At 71.4% G+C, this 17,020-nt stretch carries 18 protein-coding genes and 1 tRNA gene; 6 read left to right on the forward strand and 13 right to left on the reverse strand.

The features are described 5' to 3' along the window. Nucleotides 1-354: 354 nt before the first annotated feature. The 4 genes from ACFYMU_RS19315 to ACFYMU_RS19330 all read right to left on the reverse strand — a co-directional run bounded on the left by ACFYMU_RS19315 (nt 355) and on the right by ACFYMU_RS19330 (nt 4,108). Nucleotides 355-1,308 carry a DUF1707 domain-containing protein gene (locus tag ACFYMU_RS19315; RefSeq protein WP_388374326.1) on the reverse strand — a complete coding sequence of 318 codons (954 nt, stop codon included), beginning with the start codon at nt 1,306-1,308 and terminating at the stop codon, nt 355-357. 33 nt (nt 1,309-1,341) lie between these two features. Further along, a complete protein-coding gene (locus ACFYMU_RS19320) occupies nt 1,342-2,340 on the reverse strand; it encodes an ATP-binding cassette domain-containing protein (protein WP_388374328.1) in 999 nt (332 codons plus the stop codon). Nucleotides 2,341-2,346: 6 nt separating this feature from the next. After that, the gene (locus ACFYMU_RS19325) at nt 2,347-3,204 is read right to left on the reverse strand and encodes an ABC transporter permease (protein ID WP_388374557.1); all 858 of its coding nucleotides are present in this window, start codon (nt 3,202-3,204) and stop codon (nt 2,347-2,349) included. A 103-nt stretch (nt 3,205-3,307) separates the two neighbouring features. Continuing rightward, nucleotides 3,308-4,108 (reverse strand): ABC transporter permease, encoded by an 801-nt coding sequence (locus ACFYMU_RS19330; RefSeq protein ID WP_388374330.1) that lies wholly within the window; start codon nt 4,106-4,108, stop codon nt 3,308-3,310. Nucleotides 4,109-4,309: 201 nt separating this feature from the next. Here ACFYMU_RS19330 and ACFYMU_RS19335 point away from each other — a divergent pair, with 201 nt between their 5' ends. Beyond that, nucleotides 4,310-6,742: a transglycosylase domain-containing protein gene (locus ACFYMU_RS19335; protein ID WP_388374332.1), complete on the forward strand. Its 2,433-nt coding sequence runs from the start codon at nt 4,310-4,312 to the stop codon at nt 6,740-6,742. A 168-nt stretch (nt 6,743-6,910) separates the two neighbouring features. Here the strand turns inward: ACFYMU_RS19335 and ACFYMU_RS19340 are convergent, their stop codons facing one another. Continuing rightward, entirely contained in the window at nt 6,911-7,252 is a 342-nt protein-coding gene (locus tag ACFYMU_RS19340; RefSeq protein WP_388374334.1) for a GroES family chaperonin, read from the reverse strand. Between the two features lie 43 nt (nt 7,253-7,295). Then, nucleotides 7,296-7,634: a DUF3618 domain-containing protein gene (locus ACFYMU_RS19345; protein ID WP_388374336.1), complete on the reverse strand. Its 339-nt coding sequence runs from the start codon at nt 7,632-7,634 to the stop codon at nt 7,296-7,298. A 164-nt stretch (nt 7,635-7,798) separates the two neighbouring features. Here ACFYMU_RS19345 and bcp point away from each other — a divergent pair, with 164 nt between their 5' ends. Together bcp and ACFYMU_RS19355 are read left to right on the forward strand one after the other, a co-directional pair. Further along, nucleotides 7,799-8,278 carry a thioredoxin-dependent thiol peroxidase gene (bcp, locus tag ACFYMU_RS19350; RefSeq protein ID WP_388374338.1) on the forward strand — a complete coding sequence of 160 codons (480 nt, stop codon included), beginning with the start codon at nt 7,799-7,801 and terminating at the stop codon, nt 8,276-8,278. Between the two features lie 121 nt (nt 8,279-8,399). Continuing rightward, nucleotides 8,400-8,483 (forward strand) — tRNA-Leu (locus ACFYMU_RS19355). 59 nt (nt 8,484-8,542) lie between these two features. Here ACFYMU_RS19355 and rdgB read toward each other — a convergent pair. The 3 genes from rdgB to rph all read right to left on the reverse strand — a co-directional run bounded on the left by rdgB (nt 8,543) and on the right by rph (nt 10,489). After that, a complete protein-coding gene (gene rdgB / locus ACFYMU_RS19360; RefSeq protein WP_388374340.1) occupies nt 8,543-9,145 on the reverse strand; it encodes an RdgB/HAM1 family non-canonical purine NTP pyrophosphatase in 603 nt (200 codons plus the stop codon). A gap of 46 nt (nt 9,146-9,191) precedes the next feature. Further along, a complete protein-coding gene (locus tag ACFYMU_RS19365) occupies nt 9,192-9,590 on the reverse strand; it encodes a hypothetical protein (protein WP_388374342.1) in 399 nt (132 codons plus the stop codon). 167 nt (nt 9,591-9,757) lie between these two features. Beyond that, nucleotides 9,758-10,489, reverse strand: a complete 732-nt coding sequence (gene rph / locus ACFYMU_RS19370) for a ribonuclease PH (protein WP_388374343.1) — start codon at nt 10,487-10,489, stop codon at nt 9,758-9,760. A 186-nt stretch (nt 10,490-10,675) separates the two neighbouring features. Between rph and ACFYMU_RS19375 the strand changes: the two genes are divergently transcribed. Next, on the forward strand, nt 10,676-11,905 hold the full coding sequence (locus ACFYMU_RS19375; RefSeq protein ID WP_388374345.1) for an RNA-guided endonuclease InsQ/TnpB family protein: 1,230 nt from the start codon (nt 10,676-10,678) through the stop codon (nt 11,903-11,905). 54 nt (nt 11,906-11,959) lie between these two features. On the opposite strand, the gene ACFYMU_RS19380 is transcribed toward ACFYMU_RS19375, so the two are convergent. Beyond that, nucleotides 11,960-12,193: a glucose PTS transporter subunit EIIB gene (locus ACFYMU_RS19380; RefSeq protein WP_388374347.1), complete on the reverse strand. Its 234-nt coding sequence runs from the start codon at nt 12,191-12,193 to the stop codon at nt 11,960-11,962. A gap of 407 nt (nt 12,194-12,600) precedes the next feature. On the opposite strand from ACFYMU_RS19380, the gene ACFYMU_RS19385 reads away from it, so the two are divergent. After that, entirely contained in the window at nt 12,601-13,812 is a 1,212-nt protein-coding gene (locus ACFYMU_RS19385; protein WP_388374559.1) for a PTS transporter subunit EIIC, read from the forward strand. Between the two features lie 78 nt (nt 13,813-13,890). Here ACFYMU_RS19385 and ACFYMU_RS19390 read toward each other — a convergent pair whose 3' ends face one another. Beyond that, a complete protein-coding gene (locus tag ACFYMU_RS19390) occupies nt 13,891-14,643 on the reverse strand; it encodes an MBL fold metallo-hydrolase (RefSeq protein WP_388374349.1) in 753 nt (250 codons plus the stop codon). 270 nt (nt 14,644-14,913) lie between these two features. Here ACFYMU_RS19390 and ACFYMU_RS19395 point away from each other — a divergent pair, with 270 nt between their 5' ends. Beyond that, nucleotides 14,914-15,351 (forward strand): type II toxin-antitoxin system PemK/MazF family toxin, encoded by a 438-nt coding sequence (locus ACFYMU_RS19395; RefSeq protein ID WP_388374351.1) that lies wholly within the window; start codon nt 14,914-14,916, stop codon nt 15,349-15,351. Nucleotides 15,352-15,369: 18 nt separating this feature from the next. On the opposite strand, the gene ACFYMU_RS19400 is transcribed toward ACFYMU_RS19395, so the two are convergent. Both ACFYMU_RS19400 and ACFYMU_RS19405 read right to left on the reverse strand, forming a co-directional pair. After that, nucleotides 15,370-15,849 carry a hypothetical protein gene (locus tag ACFYMU_RS19400; protein WP_388374353.1) on the reverse strand — a complete coding sequence of 160 codons (480 nt, stop codon included), beginning with the start codon at nt 15,847-15,849 and terminating at the stop codon, nt 15,370-15,372. A gap of 217 nt (nt 15,850-16,066) precedes the next feature. Next, nucleotides 16,067-17,017: a PLP-dependent cysteine synthase family protein gene (locus tag ACFYMU_RS19405; protein ID WP_388374355.1), complete on the reverse strand. Its 951-nt coding sequence runs from the start codon at nt 17,015-17,017 to the stop codon at nt 16,067-16,069. Nucleotides 17,018-17,020: the final 3 nt, after the last annotated feature.

The following is a 17,020-nucleotide window of genomic DNA, read 5'->3' on the forward strand; positions in this document are numbered from 1 at the left end:
AACGGAGGAATCGGGGACTTCTCAGGGTCGCATCCGGCCCGGCGGCAGCGCCCGCCGACACGTCCCGTACCCGCGCCGGCGGCAGCGGCCGGAAGTCCCGCCGCGCGCCGGTCACCACGCCACGCCCGTGACACCACGGCCACCACGCAGCCACCCCCTGACACCGGCGCCGCCTGCTGAGCACCGCTGCCGATCGTGCCGACGGCCGCCGTCCCGTCGCGTGCCGGACACCACGCCACGCCCGTGGCACCGGCGCCACCCGCCCGGCACCGCCGCCGTCCGCCGTCCCGACCGTCTCGTCCCGGGCTCAGGGCCCAAGGCCGAGGCCCAGGGCCCCGAGCCCCGACCCCCAGGTCAGTAGTCCCCGCGCCGCCGCCGGTCGCGGTCCTCGCGGCGGGCCTCCCGGCGCTCCCGCTGCGCCTCGCGGCGCTCCTCGTGCCGCTCCCGGCGCTCGCGCATCAGCTCACGGTGCTGCTCCAGCGCCTCCAGGTGGGCGTCGTGCAGATCCAGCAGGCCCTCCACACCGGCGCCGTGCCGGTCCAGCAGGCCCTCCTCACCGGAGCCGCGCAGCTCCCGGCGGGCGGCCTTGCGGTCCAGTTTCTCCTGGCGGCGCTCCTCCTTCAGCCGCTGCCGCTCGGCGCGGGTCAGCTTGCGCTCGACGGAGACCCCGCCCCAGAACGCGAACCCGGTGACGACCACGCGCGGCGCGCCCGGCTCGCCCGGCACCCCGTCCTCGCGCTGGTCGAAGCCGCCCATGACGCCCATCCCGCGCACGACGACCTCCACGCCGGGCGGCACGATGATGTTCACCCCGCCCATGATCGCGACGCAGTTGATCTCGACTTCTCGGTCCGCGAAGTACGCCTCCCTGAGGTCGATCTCGCCGCCGCCCCAGAAGGCGAAGCAGGTGAACCGCTTCGGCATCGTCCAGCGACCCTTGCGCTGGAACCCGGACATGACGGCGACGGCCCCCGTGGACGAGCCCGCGCCGCCGAGGATGCGCTCCGCCCAGGGCCCGCTCGGCGCGGGTTCCTTGCGCAGGGACACGGGCGGCACGGTGACGCCCGCGCCCGGCAGGTCCCGGGTGATGGGCGCCAGATCCCCGTACGTCCGTGCCGTGTAGGTCGCCTCCAGCCGCTCCTCGAACTCCTCCATGTCGAGACGGCCCTCCGCGAGGGCGTCGCGCAGAACCTCCGCGACTCGTTCACGATCGGCGTCGGAGGCGCGCAGCTCCGGGACGGGGGTGTCGGGGTCCCGTGGCGTCGGCCGCCGGTCGTCGCTTCCCCCGGAAGACACAGCGTCGGTCATGGGCGTCAGCCTACGAGTTCGTCGCGCCGGGGGCTACGAGACCGCCCGCTCCGCCCGCCCCGGCGGGGACTGGATCTCGCGTGTCCGGAGCATCTTCGCGATCACCGCCTCGATGTCCGGCTCCCGCACCGACAGGTCCATCAGCGGGTACTGCGCCGCGATGTGCGCCACCAGCGGGGCGGCCGACTGCGACGCCGGGAAGGAGAGCCACTGCCGGGGCCCCTCGACCCGCACCACGCGCGCGGGCGCCACCTCGATCGGCGGCAGCTCCCGCTCCAGGTCGACGACCAGGGTGCGTTCGCTGTCGCCCACCTCGTGCAGCCCGGCCAGCGGTCCGTCGTACATCAGGCGCCCGTGGTCGATGACCATCACCCGCGAGCACAGCTGCTCGATGTCCTGCAGGTCGTGTGTGGTCAGCAGGACGGTGGTGCCGCGCTCGGCGTTCAGTTCCCGCAGGAAGTCGCGCACCCTGGCCTTGGAGATGACGTCGAGGCCGATGGTCGGCTCGTCCAGGTACAGCACCTCGGGGTCGTGCAGCAGCGCCGCCGCGATGTCGCCCCGCATCCGCTGCCCGAGCGAGAGCTGACGGACCGGCACGTCCAGCAGCCCGCCCAGCTCGAGGAGTTCGACGCAGCGGTCGAGGTTCTCCCGGTAACGCCCGTCCGGGATGCGGTACATGCGGTGCGCCAGCCGGTAGGAGTCGATCAGCGGCAGGTCCCACCACAGGGTCGTGCGCTGCCCGAACACCACGCCGATGCGCTGCGCGAGCCGCGTCCGCTCACGCGCGGGGTCGATCCCGGCGACGCGCAGCCGGCCGCCGCTCGGGGTGAGGATCCCGGTCAGCATCTTGATCGTGGTGGACTTCCCGGCGCCGTTCGGGCCGATGTAGCCGACCATCTCGCCGCGCGTCACGGTGAAGGAGATCGAGTCGACGGCCCGCACCCGTCGCCGCTCGCTCTTCAGGAATCCGGTCCTCTTGCGCACGTCGAAGACCTTCTCCACCCGGTCCACTTCGATGAAGCCACTCGTCATGGGCCCTCAGCTCCCCGTGCTCCGGTACGAACGCAGTCCCGCACGCCAGGCCAGCCCCGCGAGCAGGCAGCAGCCCGCCGCGACGGGCGGCGGGGCGAAGGCGAGCCAGGCGGGCAGGTCCAGCGGATAGGGCCGCCCCAGCACGTACAGCGCGGGCAGCCAGTTGACGAACGCGAGCGGCAGCACGAAGGTCACCCCGCGCACCAGTTCCTTCCCGAAGACCGTCGGCGGGTACTGCAGCAGCGTGGTGCCGCCGTAGGTGAACGCGTTCTGCACCTCGGAGGCGTCCTGCGCGACGAACTGGAACGCCCCTCCCGCCACGAACACGGCGCAGAAGATCACGCTGCCGCTGAGCAGCATCATCGGGACCATCGCCGTCCGGAGCGGAGTCCAGGTGACGTCGAGCGCGGCGACGGCGTACCCGAGGACGCAGGCCCCCTGGGTGACCCGGCCGAGCCTGCGCAGCCCGAAGCGGTCCGCGGCGACCTGCGCGAGGACGGGCGCGGGGCGCACCAGCAGGGTGTCCAGCGTGCCGTCGCGCACCCGCCGCCCCAGCCGGTCCATGGAACCGATCGCGAGATCGGCGAGCCCGAAGGCGGTCGCGGAGAGGCCGTACAGGAAGGCGACTTCGGGCAGCCGGTAGCCGCCGAGCACGTCGACCCGCGAGAACATCAGCAGGATGGCGACGAAATCCAGCCCGGTCGCCGCGAAGTTGCCGAGGGTCGTCATCACGAAGGAGGCGCGGTAGGCCATCGTGGAGCGGATCCACATCGCGCTGATCAGCCGGTAGGCGCGCAGACCCTCGCGCACGCGCCCGTACACCTGCACGCGCCCGTACACCTGCACGCGCCCGTACACCTGCACGCGCCCGTACTCCTGCGCGCGGTCGTACTCCTGCGCGTGGTCGTACTCCTGCGCGTGGTCGTGCTGCGCGCGGTTGTTCTCCTGCGCGCTCCCGTGGGCCGTCTCAGCCACCCTGGACCACCACCCGCCGGGTCGCCGCCGACTGGAGCATCCGCCCGGCCGCCAGCAGCGCGGCTGCCCAGGCGAGTTGCCGGGCGAACACGGCCGCCGGGTCCGCGGTGCCCAGCAGCACGTCCGCCGGTGCCTGGATCAGCGACGCCCAGGGCAGGGCGCGCACGATCTCGCCGAGCGCGCCCGGGAACACGTTGAGCGGCAGCAGCATGCCCGAGCAGAACGTCGCCGTGATCCACGAGATCTGGGCCACGCCCGAGCCGTCCAGCAGCCAGAACGCGCTGAGCGCGACGAGATAGCGGATCGCGAAGGACACCACGGTGCCGAGCAGGACGGCGACCAGGAAGGCCGGCCAGACCCATGGGCGGGTCGGCAGGGCGAGCGGGAAGAGGAGCGCGCCGACCGCCATCGGGAGCACGCCCCGGGCCAGCAACTGGAACAGGCCCCTGCCCAGATCGGCGGCCAGCCACCACAGTTGGAGGTCGGCGGGCCGGTACAGGTCGACCGCGATGTCGCCCGTGCGGATGCGCTCCGTCAACTCGTCCTCGAAGCCGCCGCCCATCACGGAGACCACCGCGAGCAGCGCCTGTCCCGTCCACACGTACGTCAACGCCTGGGACTCGCCGTATCCCCCGAGGTGGGGCCGCTCGTGCCACAGGGCGAGGTAGGTGTATGCCAAGATCAATCCGAAGACCGTATTGGTGAACACCCCTGCCGCGGTCGCGGTCCGATAGGTCGCGTACCGCCGGAAACCACCGGCGGCGACGGCGGCGTACAACCGCCCTGTCCCCACGGGAAACCCTCCTTCGAGGCGTGCCGGGCCGAAGCGCAGGAGCCTAACGCGCCGAGGAAGGACGTACCACACGTTTTTTCCGCACGACACGCCGCCGTGCCGGGAACGGAACGCATGGTGCGACAGTCTTCATCGAGGGACGCAGATGGCGTACGAGGGCGTACGGGAACGTACGAGGCGAAACAGGAGTCCGGCAGCACGATGAGCGACGAGCCGCAGCCGCAGCCGCAGCCGCAACAGAGCAGCCCGGGAGGGGCGTCGGGCGAGCCGCAGCCCGCGATGGCCGAGCCGCTGCCCGGTGGGAAACCGAAGCGGCCGGGGCGCACCGGGTGGCGCCGGCTGATCCCGACCTGGCGGATGGTGCTCGGCACCTTCCTCATGGTGACCCTGCTGGTGATCGGCCTCTTCGCGCTCGGCTACTCCATGGTCAAGATCCCTCCGGCGAACGCGGCGGCGACGAAGCAGAGCAACGTGTATCTGTACGCGGACGGCAGCGAGTTGGCCCGCGACGGCTCGGTCAACCGGGAGAACGTGTCGCTCGCCCGGATCTCCAAGGACGCCCAGCACGCGGTGCTCGCCGCCGAGGACCGCGACTTCTACTCGGAGTCCGCGATCGACCCGAAGGCGATGATCCGGGCGGGCTGGAACACGGCCACCGGCAAGGGCCGGCAGTCCGGTTCGACGATCACCCAGCAGTACGTGAAGAACTACTACCTGGGGCAGGAGCAGACCGTCACGCGGAAGGTGAAGGAGTTCTTCATCGCGATCAAGCTGGACCGCGAGAAGAGCAAGGACGACATCCTGGAGGGCTACCTCAACACCAGCTACTTCGGCCGCAACGCGTACGGCATCGAGGCCGCCGCGCAGGCGTACTACGGTGTCGACGCCGAGAACCTCACGGTCGGTCAGGGCGCCTACCTCGCGGCGCTGGTGAACGCGCCGAGCGAGTACGACGTGATCGCGCACCCCGAGAACAGGTCGGCCGCCCTGGCCCGCTGGAACTACGTCCTCGACGGCATGGTCACGAAGCACTGGCTGAGCCCGGCCCAGCGGGCGAAAGTGACCTTCCCGGCGCCCCGGCAGCAGGTGTTCGCGGCCGGGATGTCCGGCCAGCGCGGCTACCTGGTCCAGGCGATCAAGGACTACCTCACCACCAACAAGATCATCGACGAGGACACCCTGGCCACCGGCGGCTACCGCATCACCACCACCCTGCAGAAGCCCAAGCAGGACGCCTTCGTCAAGGCCGTCGACGACCAGGTGATGTCCCACCTCGACAAGAAGAACCGCAAGGTCGACCGCTACGTCCGCGCGGGCGGCGTCGCCGTCGACCCCGCGACCGGCGAGATCGTCGCGATGTACGGCGGCATCGACTACACCAAGCAGTACGTCAACAACGCGACCCGCCGCGACTACCAGGTCGGTTCCACGTTCAAGCCGCTGGTGTTCACCTCGGCCGTGCAGAACGCCTCCCGGACGCAGGACGGCGCCGCGATCACCCCGAACACGGTGTACGACGGCACGGACAAGCGCCCGGTGCAGGGCTGGAACGGCGGGGCGTACGCGCCCGAGAACGAGGACAACGTCTCCTACGGCCCGATCACCGTCCGCAAGGCCACGGACAAGTCGGTGAACGCGGTGTACGCGCAGATGGCGGTGGACGTCGGCCCGTCCCGGGTCAAGGAGACCGCGGTCGCCCTCGGGGTGCCCGCAACCACCCCCGACCTCAAGCCGTACCCGTCGATCGCACTCGGCACGGCCACCGCGAGCGTCCTCGACATGGCCGAGGCGTACGCGACGCTCGCCAACCACGGCAGGCACGGCACGTACACGCTCGTCGAGAGGATCTCCAAGGACGGCACCGACGACGTGGCGCTGCCGCGGCGGCAGGCGGAGCAGGCGGTGAGCCGCGAGGCGGCCGACACCACGACGGCGGTCCTGCAGAGCGTGGTGGACAACGGCACCGCGACCGCGGCGCAGGCCGCCGGGCGGCCCGCCGCCGGCAAGACGGGCACGGCGGAGGAGGACCAGGCGGCCTGGTTCGCGGGCTACACCCCGCAGCTGGCGACGGTGGTCTCGGTGATGGGACAGGACCCGGACACGGGCCGGCACGAGTCGTTGTACGGCGCGATGGGCGAGACCCGCATCAACGGCGGCGGCGCGCCCACCCGGATCTGGGCCCAGTTCACGAAGGCGGCGCTGAAGGGCAAGCCGGTCAAGGACTTCGACCTGCGCCTCCAGGACGGCGCGGACCAGGTCGTGGAGCCGCCCACGAGCCCCACGAGCGAGCCGACGGGCACCCCCGGCGCCCAGGACAACGGCGGCACGACCGGCACCCCGACCACACCCGGTCAGGACCAGGGGGCGACCCAGGGCCAGACGACCGGCGGCACCCCCGGAACGGGCGGCACCACCGACACCGGCGGCACCACCGGGTCCGGGGGGACGACCGACACCGGCGGCACCACCACGGGCGGGACGACGACCACGGGCGGCACCACCGGATCCGGCGGTACGACCGACACGGGCGGCACGACCGGCGGCGGGAGCACCACCGGGTCCGGGGGGACCACGGGGGCCGGGGGCACCTCGACGGGCGGCACGACGACGGCGGGGCTGCTGGAAGGAACGTAGAGACGCGCGGACGCGGAAGGAGGGGGCCGGCGACGGCGGTCGCCGGCCCCCTCCTTCGGTGCGTTCGTGCTTCGTGCTTCGTGCGCGTCGTGCGCGTCGTGCGCGTCGTGCGCGTCGTGCGCGTCGTGCGCGTCGTGCGCGTCGTGCGCGTCGTGCGCGTCGTGCGGCCTACAGATACAGCCCCGTGGAGTCCTCCGACCCCTCGAAGCGGTCCGCCGCCACGGCGTGCAGGTCGCGCTCGCGCATCAGGACGTACGCGATCCCGCGCACCTCGACCTCGGCCCGGTCCTCCGGGTCGTACAGGACCCGGTCGCCCGGCTCCACGGTCCGTACGTTCTGCCCGACCGCGACGACGTCGGCCCAGGCGAGGCGCCGGCCGACGGCCGCGGTCGCGGGAATCAGGATGCCGCCGCCCGACCGGCGCTCGCCCTCGGCGGCGTCCTGCCGCACCAGTACGCGGTCGTGCAGCATCCGGATCGGCAACTTGTCGTGGTGGGTCTTCTCGCTCACACCTCGAACCTACCTGGCTTCGACGGCTTCGTGTACGGCCGGGTCAGCCCCTGCGCCGCCGGGAGCCCAGGGCGAGCAGCCCCACGACCCCGACCGCGACCAGCGCCACGGGCACGATGCGCTCCAGGCGCGGCGTGCCCTCCTGCGTGACCAGCTGCGCCTTCACCTGGCTGACGACCTGGTTGGCCCGGACGTATGCACGCCCGAACGTGCGGTCGACCTGAGAGACGATCTTGGCCTTGGCGTCCGCGGCGATCGTCTTCGGGTGCACCCGGACGCCGATCTCGTCGAGCGTCTCGGCCAGCGTTTCGCGGCGGCGCCTTATGTCCGCTTCGATCTGCGCCGGAGTCCTGGTGTCCGGTGTGCTCGACGTGTCCGCCACCGTGCTTCCTCCGTGGTCATGTGCGACGTGTTCCGCGTCATTCCTGCGTCTGTGGTCGACAGTCTGTCAGCTCGGCGCGGAGCGCACCCCCGCGGCACCCCTATGGGGGGCCGGAAGGGGATTAGGCTCGTCGGGTAATCCGCCCCTTGCCCTGTGAGGTACCGATGAGCGAGCGACTCCAGCCCGGCGACCCCGCCCCCGACTTCACCCTGCCGGACGCCGACGGCGCCGAGGTCTCCCTGGCCGACCACCGGGGCCGCAAGGTCATCGTGTACTTCTACCCCGCCGCGCTGACCCCGGGCTGCACCAAGCAGGCGTGCGACTTCACGGACAACCTGGAGCTGCTGGCAGGCGCGGGCTACGACGTCATCGGGATCTCTCCCGACAAGCCGGAGAAGCTGGCGAAGTTCCGTGAGAAGGAGGAGCTGAAGGTCACGCTCCTCGCCGACCCCGACAAGAAGGTCCTGGACGCGTACGGCGCCTTCGGCGAGAAGAAGCTGTACGGCAAGACGATCGTCGGCGTCATCCGCTCCACGGTGATCGTGGACGAGGAGGGCAAGGTCGAGCGCGCGCTGTACAACGTGAAGGCGACGGGGCACGTGGCGAAGATCATCAAGGATCTGGGCGTCCGAGGCGCCGCCTGAACTGTCGTCCACCGCGGGCGCCGTGGTGCCGCCCGGCACGGCGGGCGGCCCGCGGCGCCCGCGGACTCCCCCGTAGACTGTCGGGCACGAAGCGGCACGGAAAAGCGGGTGTCCGCTTCTGGCGGTCGTGGCGAAATGGCTATACGCGCGGGTTTTAGGTGCCCGTGGGAGAAATCCCGTGTGGGTTCGAGTCCCACCGACCGCACATCGACGCGGCGCGGGCCCGGTCCGGACGACGGACCGGGCCCGCGGCGCGTCCGGATCTCAGCCGAGCACGTCCCGCACCACCGGCACCAACGCCCGGAACGCCTGCCCCCGGTGGCTGATCGCGTTCTTCTCCTCGGGTGTCAACTCCGCGCAGGTACGGGACTCTCCCTCCGGCTGGAGGATCGGGTCGTAACCGAAGCCGTTGGTCCCGGACGGGGTGTGGCGCAGCGTGCCCCGCAGCTGTCCCTCGACGACCCGTTCCGTGCCGTCGGGCAGCGCCAGCGCGGCGGCGCAGGCGAAGTGGGCGCCCCGGTGGGCGTCGTCGATGTCCGCGAGCTGGGCCAGGAGCAGCTCCAGGTTCGCCCTGTCGTCGCCGTGCCGGCCCGCCCAGCGCGCCGAGAAGATGCCCGGCGCACCGTTCAGGACGTCGACGCACAGGCCGGAGTCGTCGGCCACGGCGGGCAGGCCCGTCGCCCGGGCGAGGGCACGGGCCTTGAGGAGGGCGTTCTCGGCGAACGTGACGCCCGTCTCCTTGACGTCGGGGACGTCGGGGTAGGCGTCCGCGCCGACCAGGTCGTGCGGCAGGCCCGCGTCGGCGAGGATGGCCCTCAGTTCGGCGATCTTTCCGGCGTTGCGTGTGGCGAGGATGAGGCGGGTCATGCCCACCAGTATCCGTGCGGCACGGCCGTCCGCCGCACTCTCCCCCCTACGAGGTGCACACCTTCGTCAGCTCACCCGCCGCGTCCGTCACCGGGCCCACGTCGGGGGTCTTGTCGCCGTTCTCGACGGCGTCGCGGACGTTCCCGACGGCCTTGCGGAGGTCGTCGACCGCCTTGTTGACGTCGACGTTGTCGGTCCTGTCGCCGATCTTGTCCAGGTTCCGCTCGATGGAGTCGAGGGACTGGCCGGTCTGCGTCGGATCGTTGGCCGCGTTCTCGACGGCCTGCTGGAGGTCGGTGACGCTGTCGGCTATCGCGTCGGCGGTCTGTACGCAGTCGATCGCCTTGTTGACGGCGTCACAGCCCGAACTCGCGCCCACGGCGGCGAGTACGGCGACGGCGGCGAACGTGGCGGTGATGATGCGGCGGCGGTGGCGCACGGCCATGGAACGGTTCCTCCCCGTTGACGGTGCTGCATGGTTCCGTGGACGCGCCGGCCGGTCCGGCTCGCCCGAGGTGTCGATGGTCGTACAGGGCCGCGAGCGGGCGCACGGTGTTTTCGGCGCGCCCGCCGCGACGGCCCCTCGGCTATCCCTGAAAACGCCGAACGGTCCTACGCGGTTGCCTCCAGCGCCGCGTTCTGGATCGCCGCCAGCCGGTCGCAGCCCGCGACCGCAAGGTCGAGCAGGGCCGTCAGCTCCTCGCGGTCGAAGGGCGCCGCCTCCGCCGTGCCCTGCACCTCCACGAAACGGCCGTCACCGGTGCAGACGACATTCATGTCGGTCTCGGCCCGGACGTCCTCCTCGTAGCAGAGGTCCAGGAGCGGCACGCCGCCCACGATGCCGACGGAGACGGCCGAGACCGTGCCGGTGAGCGGCTGTCGGCCCGCCTTCACGAGCTTCTTGCGCTGGGCCCAGGCCACCGCGTCGGCGAGGGCGACGTACGCGCCCGTGATCGCGGCGGTGCGGGTGCCGCCGTCCGCCTGGAGCACGTCGCAGTCCAGCACGACGGTGTTCTCGCCGAGTGCCTTGTAGTCGACGACGGCGCGCAGGGAGCGGCCGATGAGCCGGCTGATCTCGTGGGTACGCCCGCCGATCTTGCCCTTGACGGCCTCGCGGTCGCCCCGGGTGTTGGTGGAGCGGGGCAGCATGGCGTACTCGGCGGTGACCCAGCCCTCCCCGCCGCCCTTGCGCCAGCGCGGCACGCCCTCGGTGACAGAGGCGGTGCAGAAGACCTTGGTGTCGCCGAAGGAGACGAGGACGGAGCCCTCGGCGTGCTTGCTCCAACCCCGCTCGATCGTGATGGGGCGGAGCTGTTCGGGGGTACGGCCGTCGATTCGAGACATGGCCCGAGCCTAGCCGTATACACCGGAGGGGCCCCTTCCACGGGGGGAGGGACCCCCTTCTCCCTGCGCCCGGCCCGGCGCGCGGGGGAGCGAGGAAGGTGCCGGTCCGCCGCGGGCGGCCACACGTTCGTGTGGGTCTTCCGGGATCTCTGGCTGAGGAACAAAGCCCGACGCTACGAAGGCATCATGACGATACTGCGGGAGACCGACGAGGCCGGACATGCCCGGTACACGTACCGGCTGCGCGTGTCGTCGACCGCTTGCACGGCATTGCAGGCGGAGTGGAACCGCTGCAGGTGGGTCTGGAACGAGTGCGTTGCGAAGTCCAGGCAGACGCACGCGTACAACCGGAACCGGGCCGCCGACGAGGACACACGCACCTGCGGTCCGGCGCAACTCGACAAGATGCTGACCCGGGCTCGCGCGGCGACGGCGTGGCTGCGCGAGGGCAGTTCGGTTCCCCAGCAGCAGACCGTCCGGGACTTCGGCAAGTCCCGTGCCAAGGCGCAGAAGGACATCAAGAACCGGCTGCCGATGCGGCAGCGCGCCGGTATGCCGAAGCACAAGAAGAAGTGCGAGGCCCTGCCGAGCCTGAACTACACCCGGCGCGGCTTCCGGCTGAAGGACGGACGTCTCCACCTGGCGGGCGGGATCGTCCTGACGGTGGTGTGGTCGCGCGAGCTGCCCGCCGCACCCTCCTCGGCGCGCGTCTATCAGGACGGCATCGGCCACTGGTACTGCTCATTCGTCGTCCCGGCCCGGACCGAGCCGCTGCCTGCCACGGGCAGGGTGATCGGGATCGACTGGGGCGTACGCGAGACCGCCAGCACCACGTCGGACAGGCACGATCTGCCGCACGCCGAACACGGCAGAAAGGCCCAGGCGAGGCTGACCCGGTACGACCGCATGATGGCGCGCCGCAAACCCGCCAGGGGTCAGGCGGCCTCAAAGGGCTACCGCGAAGCCAGGCGCCTGCGTGCGAAGGCGTACAAGAAGGCCGCTCGGCAGCGGCAGGACGCCAGCCGCAAGTGGGCCAAGAAAGTCGTCGCCGACCACGATGCCATCGCGGTTGAGGACTTCCGCCCCAAGTTCCTCGCCAAGACCTCGACGGCCCGCAAGGCTGCCGACGCGGCAATCAGCGCCACCAAGCGCGCCCTGACCGAGATGGGACGCAAGCATGCGCGGGTCGTGTACCTCGTGCACCCCGCGCACACCACCATGGACTGCGCGCGCTGCGGAGCGAGAGCCAAGCACGCACTGCCGCTGTCCGAACGCACCTATACCTGCACCGCCTGCGGGCAAGTCTCCCCCAGGGACAAGAACTCCGCCCGCGTGATGCTCGTCCGGGCAGGTCTGAACCCGGCTGGTGTCGAGGGCGTAAGACCTCCCGGACCGCCGGTCCGGGAGGCCGTCTGAGCCAGGGATCCCCGCTCAGCTCTGGAGGAGAGAACCCTCCAGGGAGGGGAGCAGTCAAATCAGGTCCTCGATCTCCGCCGCGAGCGGGTCCGCGTCCGTGCCGATGACGACCTGGATCGCGCTGCCCATCCTGACGACGCCGTGGGCGCCCGCGGCCTTCAGGGCGGCCTCGTCGACCAGCGAGGGGTCGGCGACCTCGGTGCGGAGCCGGGTGATGCAGCCCTCGATCTCCTCGATGTTGTCGATGCCGCCGAGCCCGGCGACGATCTTCTCAGCCTTGCTGGCCATGTCCTGTCTCCCTGATCCGAACCGCTGCGGTCGTCAACTGGTCTACACCACCAGGGGAACCGTCGCCAACCCCCGCCGCCGTCCGGTCGCCGACCGGGGTCCGGAGCGGGCCGCATCGGCGGACTCGGTGGGGTTCGACAGGAAGTGCGGCATTATTTCCCCCCATGCCCGAGGCCACAGAAATGACGGGTTCCTCATCCCCCCTTCACCGTGCTACAACAGGTCTACACCACATGTGGTGTAGACCACGTGCGGCCGCCCCGGTCCCGGGCGCGCCGTCGTGTCGCACATAGGAGACGCCGCCGTCCCCCTTCCCCTGTCCCCGGGCGGCGCCTTGCCCACTGGAGGAAGTTGTGTCCACGCTCAGCGCCGCCCCCGCGGCCGAGAAGAAGAAGGGCGCCGGCGCGATGGCTGTTCTGCAGCGCATCGGCCGCAGCCTGATGCTGCCGGTGGCGGTCCTGCCCGCCGCCGCCCTCCTGGTCCGCCTCGGCAACACCGACATGCTGGGGCGACCGTCCTTCCCCTCCTTCCTCACCAAGATCGCGGGCTTCATGGCGGCCGGCGGGAACGCGATCCTCGACAACATGGCGTTGCTGTTCGCCGTCGGCATCGCCATCGGCTTCGCCAAGAAGTCGGACGGTTCGACGGCGCTCGCGGCGGTCGTCGGCTACCTGGTCTTCAAGAACGTGCTGGCCACGTTCACCGACAAGAACCTGCCGAAGGTGGCGCAGGCCGTCGACGGCAAGGTCGTCCTGGTGAACGCGCCGGTGGACGCCAAGGTCCTCGGCGGCGTGGTGATGGGCATCGTGGTCGCCCTGCTCTACCAGCGCTTCCACCGCACCAAGCTGCCGGACTGGGCCGGCTTCTTCGGCGGCCGCCGGCTCGTCCCGATCCTGTCGGCCTTCGCCGGACTGGTCATCGGTATCGTCTTCGGCTACATCTGGCCCGTCCTCGGCGCCGGGCTGCACAACTTCGGTGAGTGGCTGGTCGGTTCGGGCGCCGTCGGGGCCGGCATCTTCGGCGTCGCCAACCGTGCGCTCATCCCGATCGGCATGCACCACCTGCTGAACTCGTTCCCCTGGTTCCAGGCCGGCGACTACCACGGCAAGAGCGGTGACATCGGCCGCTTCCTCGCCGGCGACCCGACCGCGGGCCAGTTCATGACGGGCTTCTTCCCGATCATGATGTTCGGTCTGCCGGCGGCCTGCCTGGCCATCGTGCACTGCGCCCGCCCGGAGCGCCGCAAGGTGGTCGGCGGCATGATGTTCTCCATCGCCCTGACGAGCTTCGTCACCGGTGTGACCGAGCCCATCGAGTTCACCTTCATGTTCATCGCGCCGGTGCTGTACGCGATCCACGCGGTCCTCACGGGCGTCTCCATGGCGCTGACCTGGGCGCTCGGCATGAAGGACGGCTTCGGCTTCTCGGCCGGCGTGGTCGACTTCGGCCTGAATCTCGGCATCGCGACCAACCCCTGGGGCCTGGTCCTGGTCGGCCTGTGCTTCGCGGGGATCTACTACGCGGTCTTCCGCTTCGCGATCACCCGGTTCAACCTGCCCACGCCGGGCCGTGAGTCCGACGAGGAACTGGCGGAGCTGCAGAGGGCGGAGGCGAAGTAGCACCGCCGTCGGGCGCCGCGCCCGCACGCACGACGCTCCCCGGACCACCGCGCGGTCCGGGGAGCGTCGTGTGTGTGCTCAGATCTCGTACGAGGCGCGCGGCACCGCCAGTTCCACCGGCCCCGAGTAGGCCACGCGGGCGTCCGCCAGGTTGACCTGGGGGTCCGTCCACGGGGGGATGTGGGTGAGGACGAGGCGCCGGGCCCCGGCGCGGGCGGCCGTCTCCCCGGCCTCACGGCCGTTGAGGTGCAGGTCCGGGATGTTCTCCTTGCGGTAGGTGAACGCGGCCTCGCACAGGAACAGGTCCGTGTCGCGCGCGAGTTCGACCAGGCCCTCGCACACCCCCGTGTCGCCGGAGTACGTGAGCGCCCTGCCGCCGTGCTCGACCCGGATGGCGTACGCCTCCACGGGGTGGGCCACCCGCTCCGTGTGCGCGGTGAAGGGGCCGATCTCGAACGTGCCCGGCTTGACCGTGTGGAAGTCGAAGACCTCGCTCATCGAGGAGGCCGAGGGCGTGTCGGCGTAGGCGGTGGTCAGGCGCTGCTCGGTGCCCTCCGGGCCGTAGACCGGGATGGGGTCGGCCCGGCCGCCGTCGTGACGGTAGTAGCGGGCGACGAAGTACCCGAGCATGTCGATGCAGTGGTCGGCGTGCAGATGGCTGAGAAAGATCGCGTCGAGGTCGTAGAGACCGCAGTGGCGCTGCAGCTCGCCCAGGGCGCCATTGCCCATGTCGAGAAGCAGCCGGAAGCCGTCGGCCTCGACGAGGTAGCTCGAGCAGGCCGATTCCGCGGACGGGAACGACCCCGAGCAGCCGACGACGGTGAGCTTCATAAAGCTGGAACCTCCGCGCTGGCAGGAATAGCAGAAGGCATGAACGGAAACGGTGACGGGGGTCGTGCGGTCCGTCGAGCGTAAGGCGCAAAAGGGCCGGTCGCTCCTCCACCAGGGGCCGTTGTGGGGGAACTCACCTGCCGTGTCACCGGTTCGGCTGGACCGGGGGCGCGCCGGGCGCGCGTCGGGGCGCGCGTCCCGCGGCGCGCCGCTCGGGGAGGACGGTGGCAGGGCGGGCGTCGGAGCGCGGCCGCCGGTACCGTCGTCGGTATGGACACGTCCTGGTGGCTGGCACTGGCGGCGGTGGTGCTGCTCGCGCTGGTCGCGACGCTGGTGGACGGCTGGGGGCGCGGTCACCGCCGCCGGACGGCCGCGCGGCCGCCGGGGCGTCCCCGGGTCCATCCGCGCCCGGCCGAGATCTGGTGGGCGAGCATGCCGTTCGGGAACCGGCCGGGCGGCAGGGAGCGGCCGTGCCTGGTGCTCACGGTGCGGAGGGACAGCGCGACGGTGGCGGAGATCACCACGCGGTACCACGACGAGCGGCCGGGCGTGATCGCGCTGCCTCCGGGAGCGGTGGGCGATGCCGAGGGCCGGCCCGGCTTCCTGGAGACGGACGAGTTGCGGGACGTGCCGCTGTGGGACTTCCGGCGGCGGGTGGGTGTGGTGGATCCCGTGTTGTGGGATCAGGTGCGGTATCTGGCGGGCTGACGGGGCCGGGCGGTGGTCTCATGGCTTCGTCACCTCCACCGTGACGGTCCACTGCTGGACGCCCAGGCACGAGGTCTGCCCGGGCCGCTTGGCGCACAGGGGACGGGTCGCGGTCAGCCGTGCCGTTCCGGGCGCGACCGCCTCGAACGCGGCGACGGCGTCTCCGGGCTGGATGACGAACCCGGCGTTGATGGCCCTCAGCGCGCCGCCGTGGGCGGTGACGGGGGTCCAGGGCCGGTCCTTGCTGCCGTCCAGCGTGAGGCGGAGCCGGCCGCCCACCGTCAGGCACAGGGTGCGGCCGGTGTCCGCCGCGGTGAGCGAGGCTTCGCCCGTGCAGGCCCCGGCCGTGCGCGTGGGGGACGGCGACGCCGTGCCGCTCCCGGGGCCCGTACCGGTCCCTGGACCCGTGCCGCCGGTGTGCGTGCCGCAGCCCGTGAGGAGGACCACCACCGCGGAGAGGGCGACGCCGGTCGTGCGCTGGAGCGTCGTACGGCGCATGAGGTGGCCGCCTTTCTGCCGTGCTCGGACCTTGGTGCCGATGGGACGTTTCCCCCCGTCATCAGGATCCCCTCCGCTCCCCCGGGCCGCGAGGGGGCGGGACGGGGGCGGGCACCCCAAAGGCATGAGCATGACATAAGCGGGCCCATGGCGGCGCGGCACTCACCAGGAGAGCCCGGCGGGGCGGCCCCCTGCCCCGCCCCGGCACGTCACCGCGCTACGCCCAGAGCTGCCCCTGCAGCGTCTCGACGGCCTCCTCCGTCGTGGCGGCCGTGTAGACGCCGGTCGACAGGTACTTCCATCCCCCGTCGGCCACGACGAACACGATGTCGGCGTTCTCACCCGCCTTGACGGCCTTCTGGCCGACGCCGATGGCCGCGTGCAGCGCGGCACCCGTGGAGATGCCCGCGAAGATGCCCTCCTGCTGGAGGAGTTCACGGGTGCGGGTCACCGCGTCCGCGGAGCCGACCGAGAAACGCGTCGTCAGCACGGACGCGTCGTACAGCTCCGGTACGAAGCCCTCGTCCAGGTTCCTGAGGCCGTACACCAGGTCGTCGTAGCGCGGCTCCGCCGCGACGATCTTCACATCGGGCTTGTGCTCGCGCAGATAGCGGCCCACGCCCATCAGCGTGCCGGTGGTGCCGAGTCCGGCCACGAAGTGCGTGACGGAGGGGAGGTCGGCGAGGATCTCGGGACCGGTGGTGGCGTAGTGTGCGCCCGCGTTGTCCGGGTTGCCGTACTGGTACAGCATCACCCACTCCGGGTGCTCGGCCGCCAGCTCCTTGGCGACGCGTACGGCCGTGTTCGAGCCGCCCGCGGCCGGGCTGGAGATGATCTCGGCGCCCCACATGGCCAGCAGGTCCCGGCGTTCCTGCGAGGTGTTCTCGGGCATCACGCACACCATGCGGTAGCCCTTGAGCTTCGCCGCCATGGCCAGGGAGATGCCGGTGTTGCCCGAGGTGGGCTCCAGGATCGTGCAGCCCGGGGTCAGCCGGCCGTCCTTCTCCGCCTGCTCGATCATGAACAGCGCGGGACGGTCCTTGACCGAGCCGGTCGGGTTGCGGTCCTCCAGCTTGGCCCAGATGCGCACGTCGTCGGACGGCGAGAGCCGCGGCAGGCGCACCAGGGGGGTGTTGCCGACCGCGGCGAGCGGGGAGTCGTACCTCATGGG

The organism is Streptomyces sp. NPDC007264 (genome assembly GCF_042869095.1).
Lineage (GTDB): Bacteria > Actinomycetota > Actinomycetes > Streptomycetales > Streptomycetaceae > Streptomyces.

What these genes read in the sequence shown, in the direction of transcription:
- ACFYMU_RS19315 (WP_388374326.1), bottom strand. Translation starts at nt 1,308, where the DNA reads ATGACCGACGCTGTGTCTTCCGGGGGAAGCGACGACCGGCGGCCGACG.
- ACFYMU_RS19320 (WP_388374328.1), bottom strand. Translation starts at nt 2,340, where the DNA reads ATGACGAGTGGCTTCATCGAAGTGGACCGGGTGGAGAAGGTCTTCGAC.
- ACFYMU_RS19335 (WP_388374332.1), top strand. Translation starts at nt 4,310, where the DNA reads ATGAGCGACGAGCCGCAGCCGCAGCCGCAGCCGCAACAGAGCAGCCCG.
- bcp (WP_388374338.1), top strand. Translation starts at nt 7,799, where the DNA reads ATGAGCGAGCGACTCCAGCCCGGCGACCCCGCCCCCGACTTCACCCTG.
- rdgB (WP_388374340.1), bottom strand. Translation starts at nt 9,145, where the DNA reads ATGACCCGCCTCATCCTCGCCACACGCAACGCCGGAAAGATCGCCGAA.
- ACFYMU_RS19365 (WP_388374342.1), bottom strand. Translation starts at nt 9,590, where the DNA reads ATGGCCGTGCGCCACCGCCGCCGCATCATCACCGCCACGTTCGCCGCC.
- rph (WP_388374343.1), bottom strand. Translation starts at nt 10,489, where the DNA reads ATGTCTCGAATCGACGGCCGTACCCCCGAACAGCTCCGCCCCATCACG.
- ACFYMU_RS19375 (WP_388374345.1), top strand. Translation starts at nt 10,676, where the DNA reads ATGACGATACTGCGGGAGACCGACGAGGCCGGACATGCCCGGTACACG.
- ACFYMU_RS19380 (WP_388374347.1), bottom strand. Translation starts at nt 12,193, where the DNA reads ATGGCCAGCAAGGCTGAGAAGATCGTCGCCGGGCTCGGCGGCATCGAC.
- ACFYMU_RS19385 (WP_388374559.1), top strand. Translation starts at nt 12,601, where the DNA reads ATGGCTGTTCTGCAGCGCATCGGCCGCAGCCTGATGCTGCCGGTGGCG.
- ACFYMU_RS19390 (WP_388374349.1), bottom strand. Translation starts at nt 14,643, where the DNA reads ATGAAGCTCACCGTCGTCGGCTGCTCGGGGTCGTTCCCGTCCGCGGAA.
- ACFYMU_RS19395 (WP_388374351.1), top strand. Translation starts at nt 14,914, where the DNA reads ATGGACACGTCCTGGTGGCTGGCACTGGCGGCGGTGGTGCTGCTCGCG.
- ACFYMU_RS19400 (WP_388374353.1), bottom strand. Translation starts at nt 15,849, where the DNA reads ATGCGCCGTACGACGCTCCAGCGCACGACCGGCGTCGCCCTCTCCGCG.
- ACFYMU_RS19405 (WP_388374355.1), bottom strand. Translation starts at nt 17,017, where the DNA reads ATGAGGTACGACTCCCCGCTCGCCGCGGTCGGCAACACCCCCCTGGTG.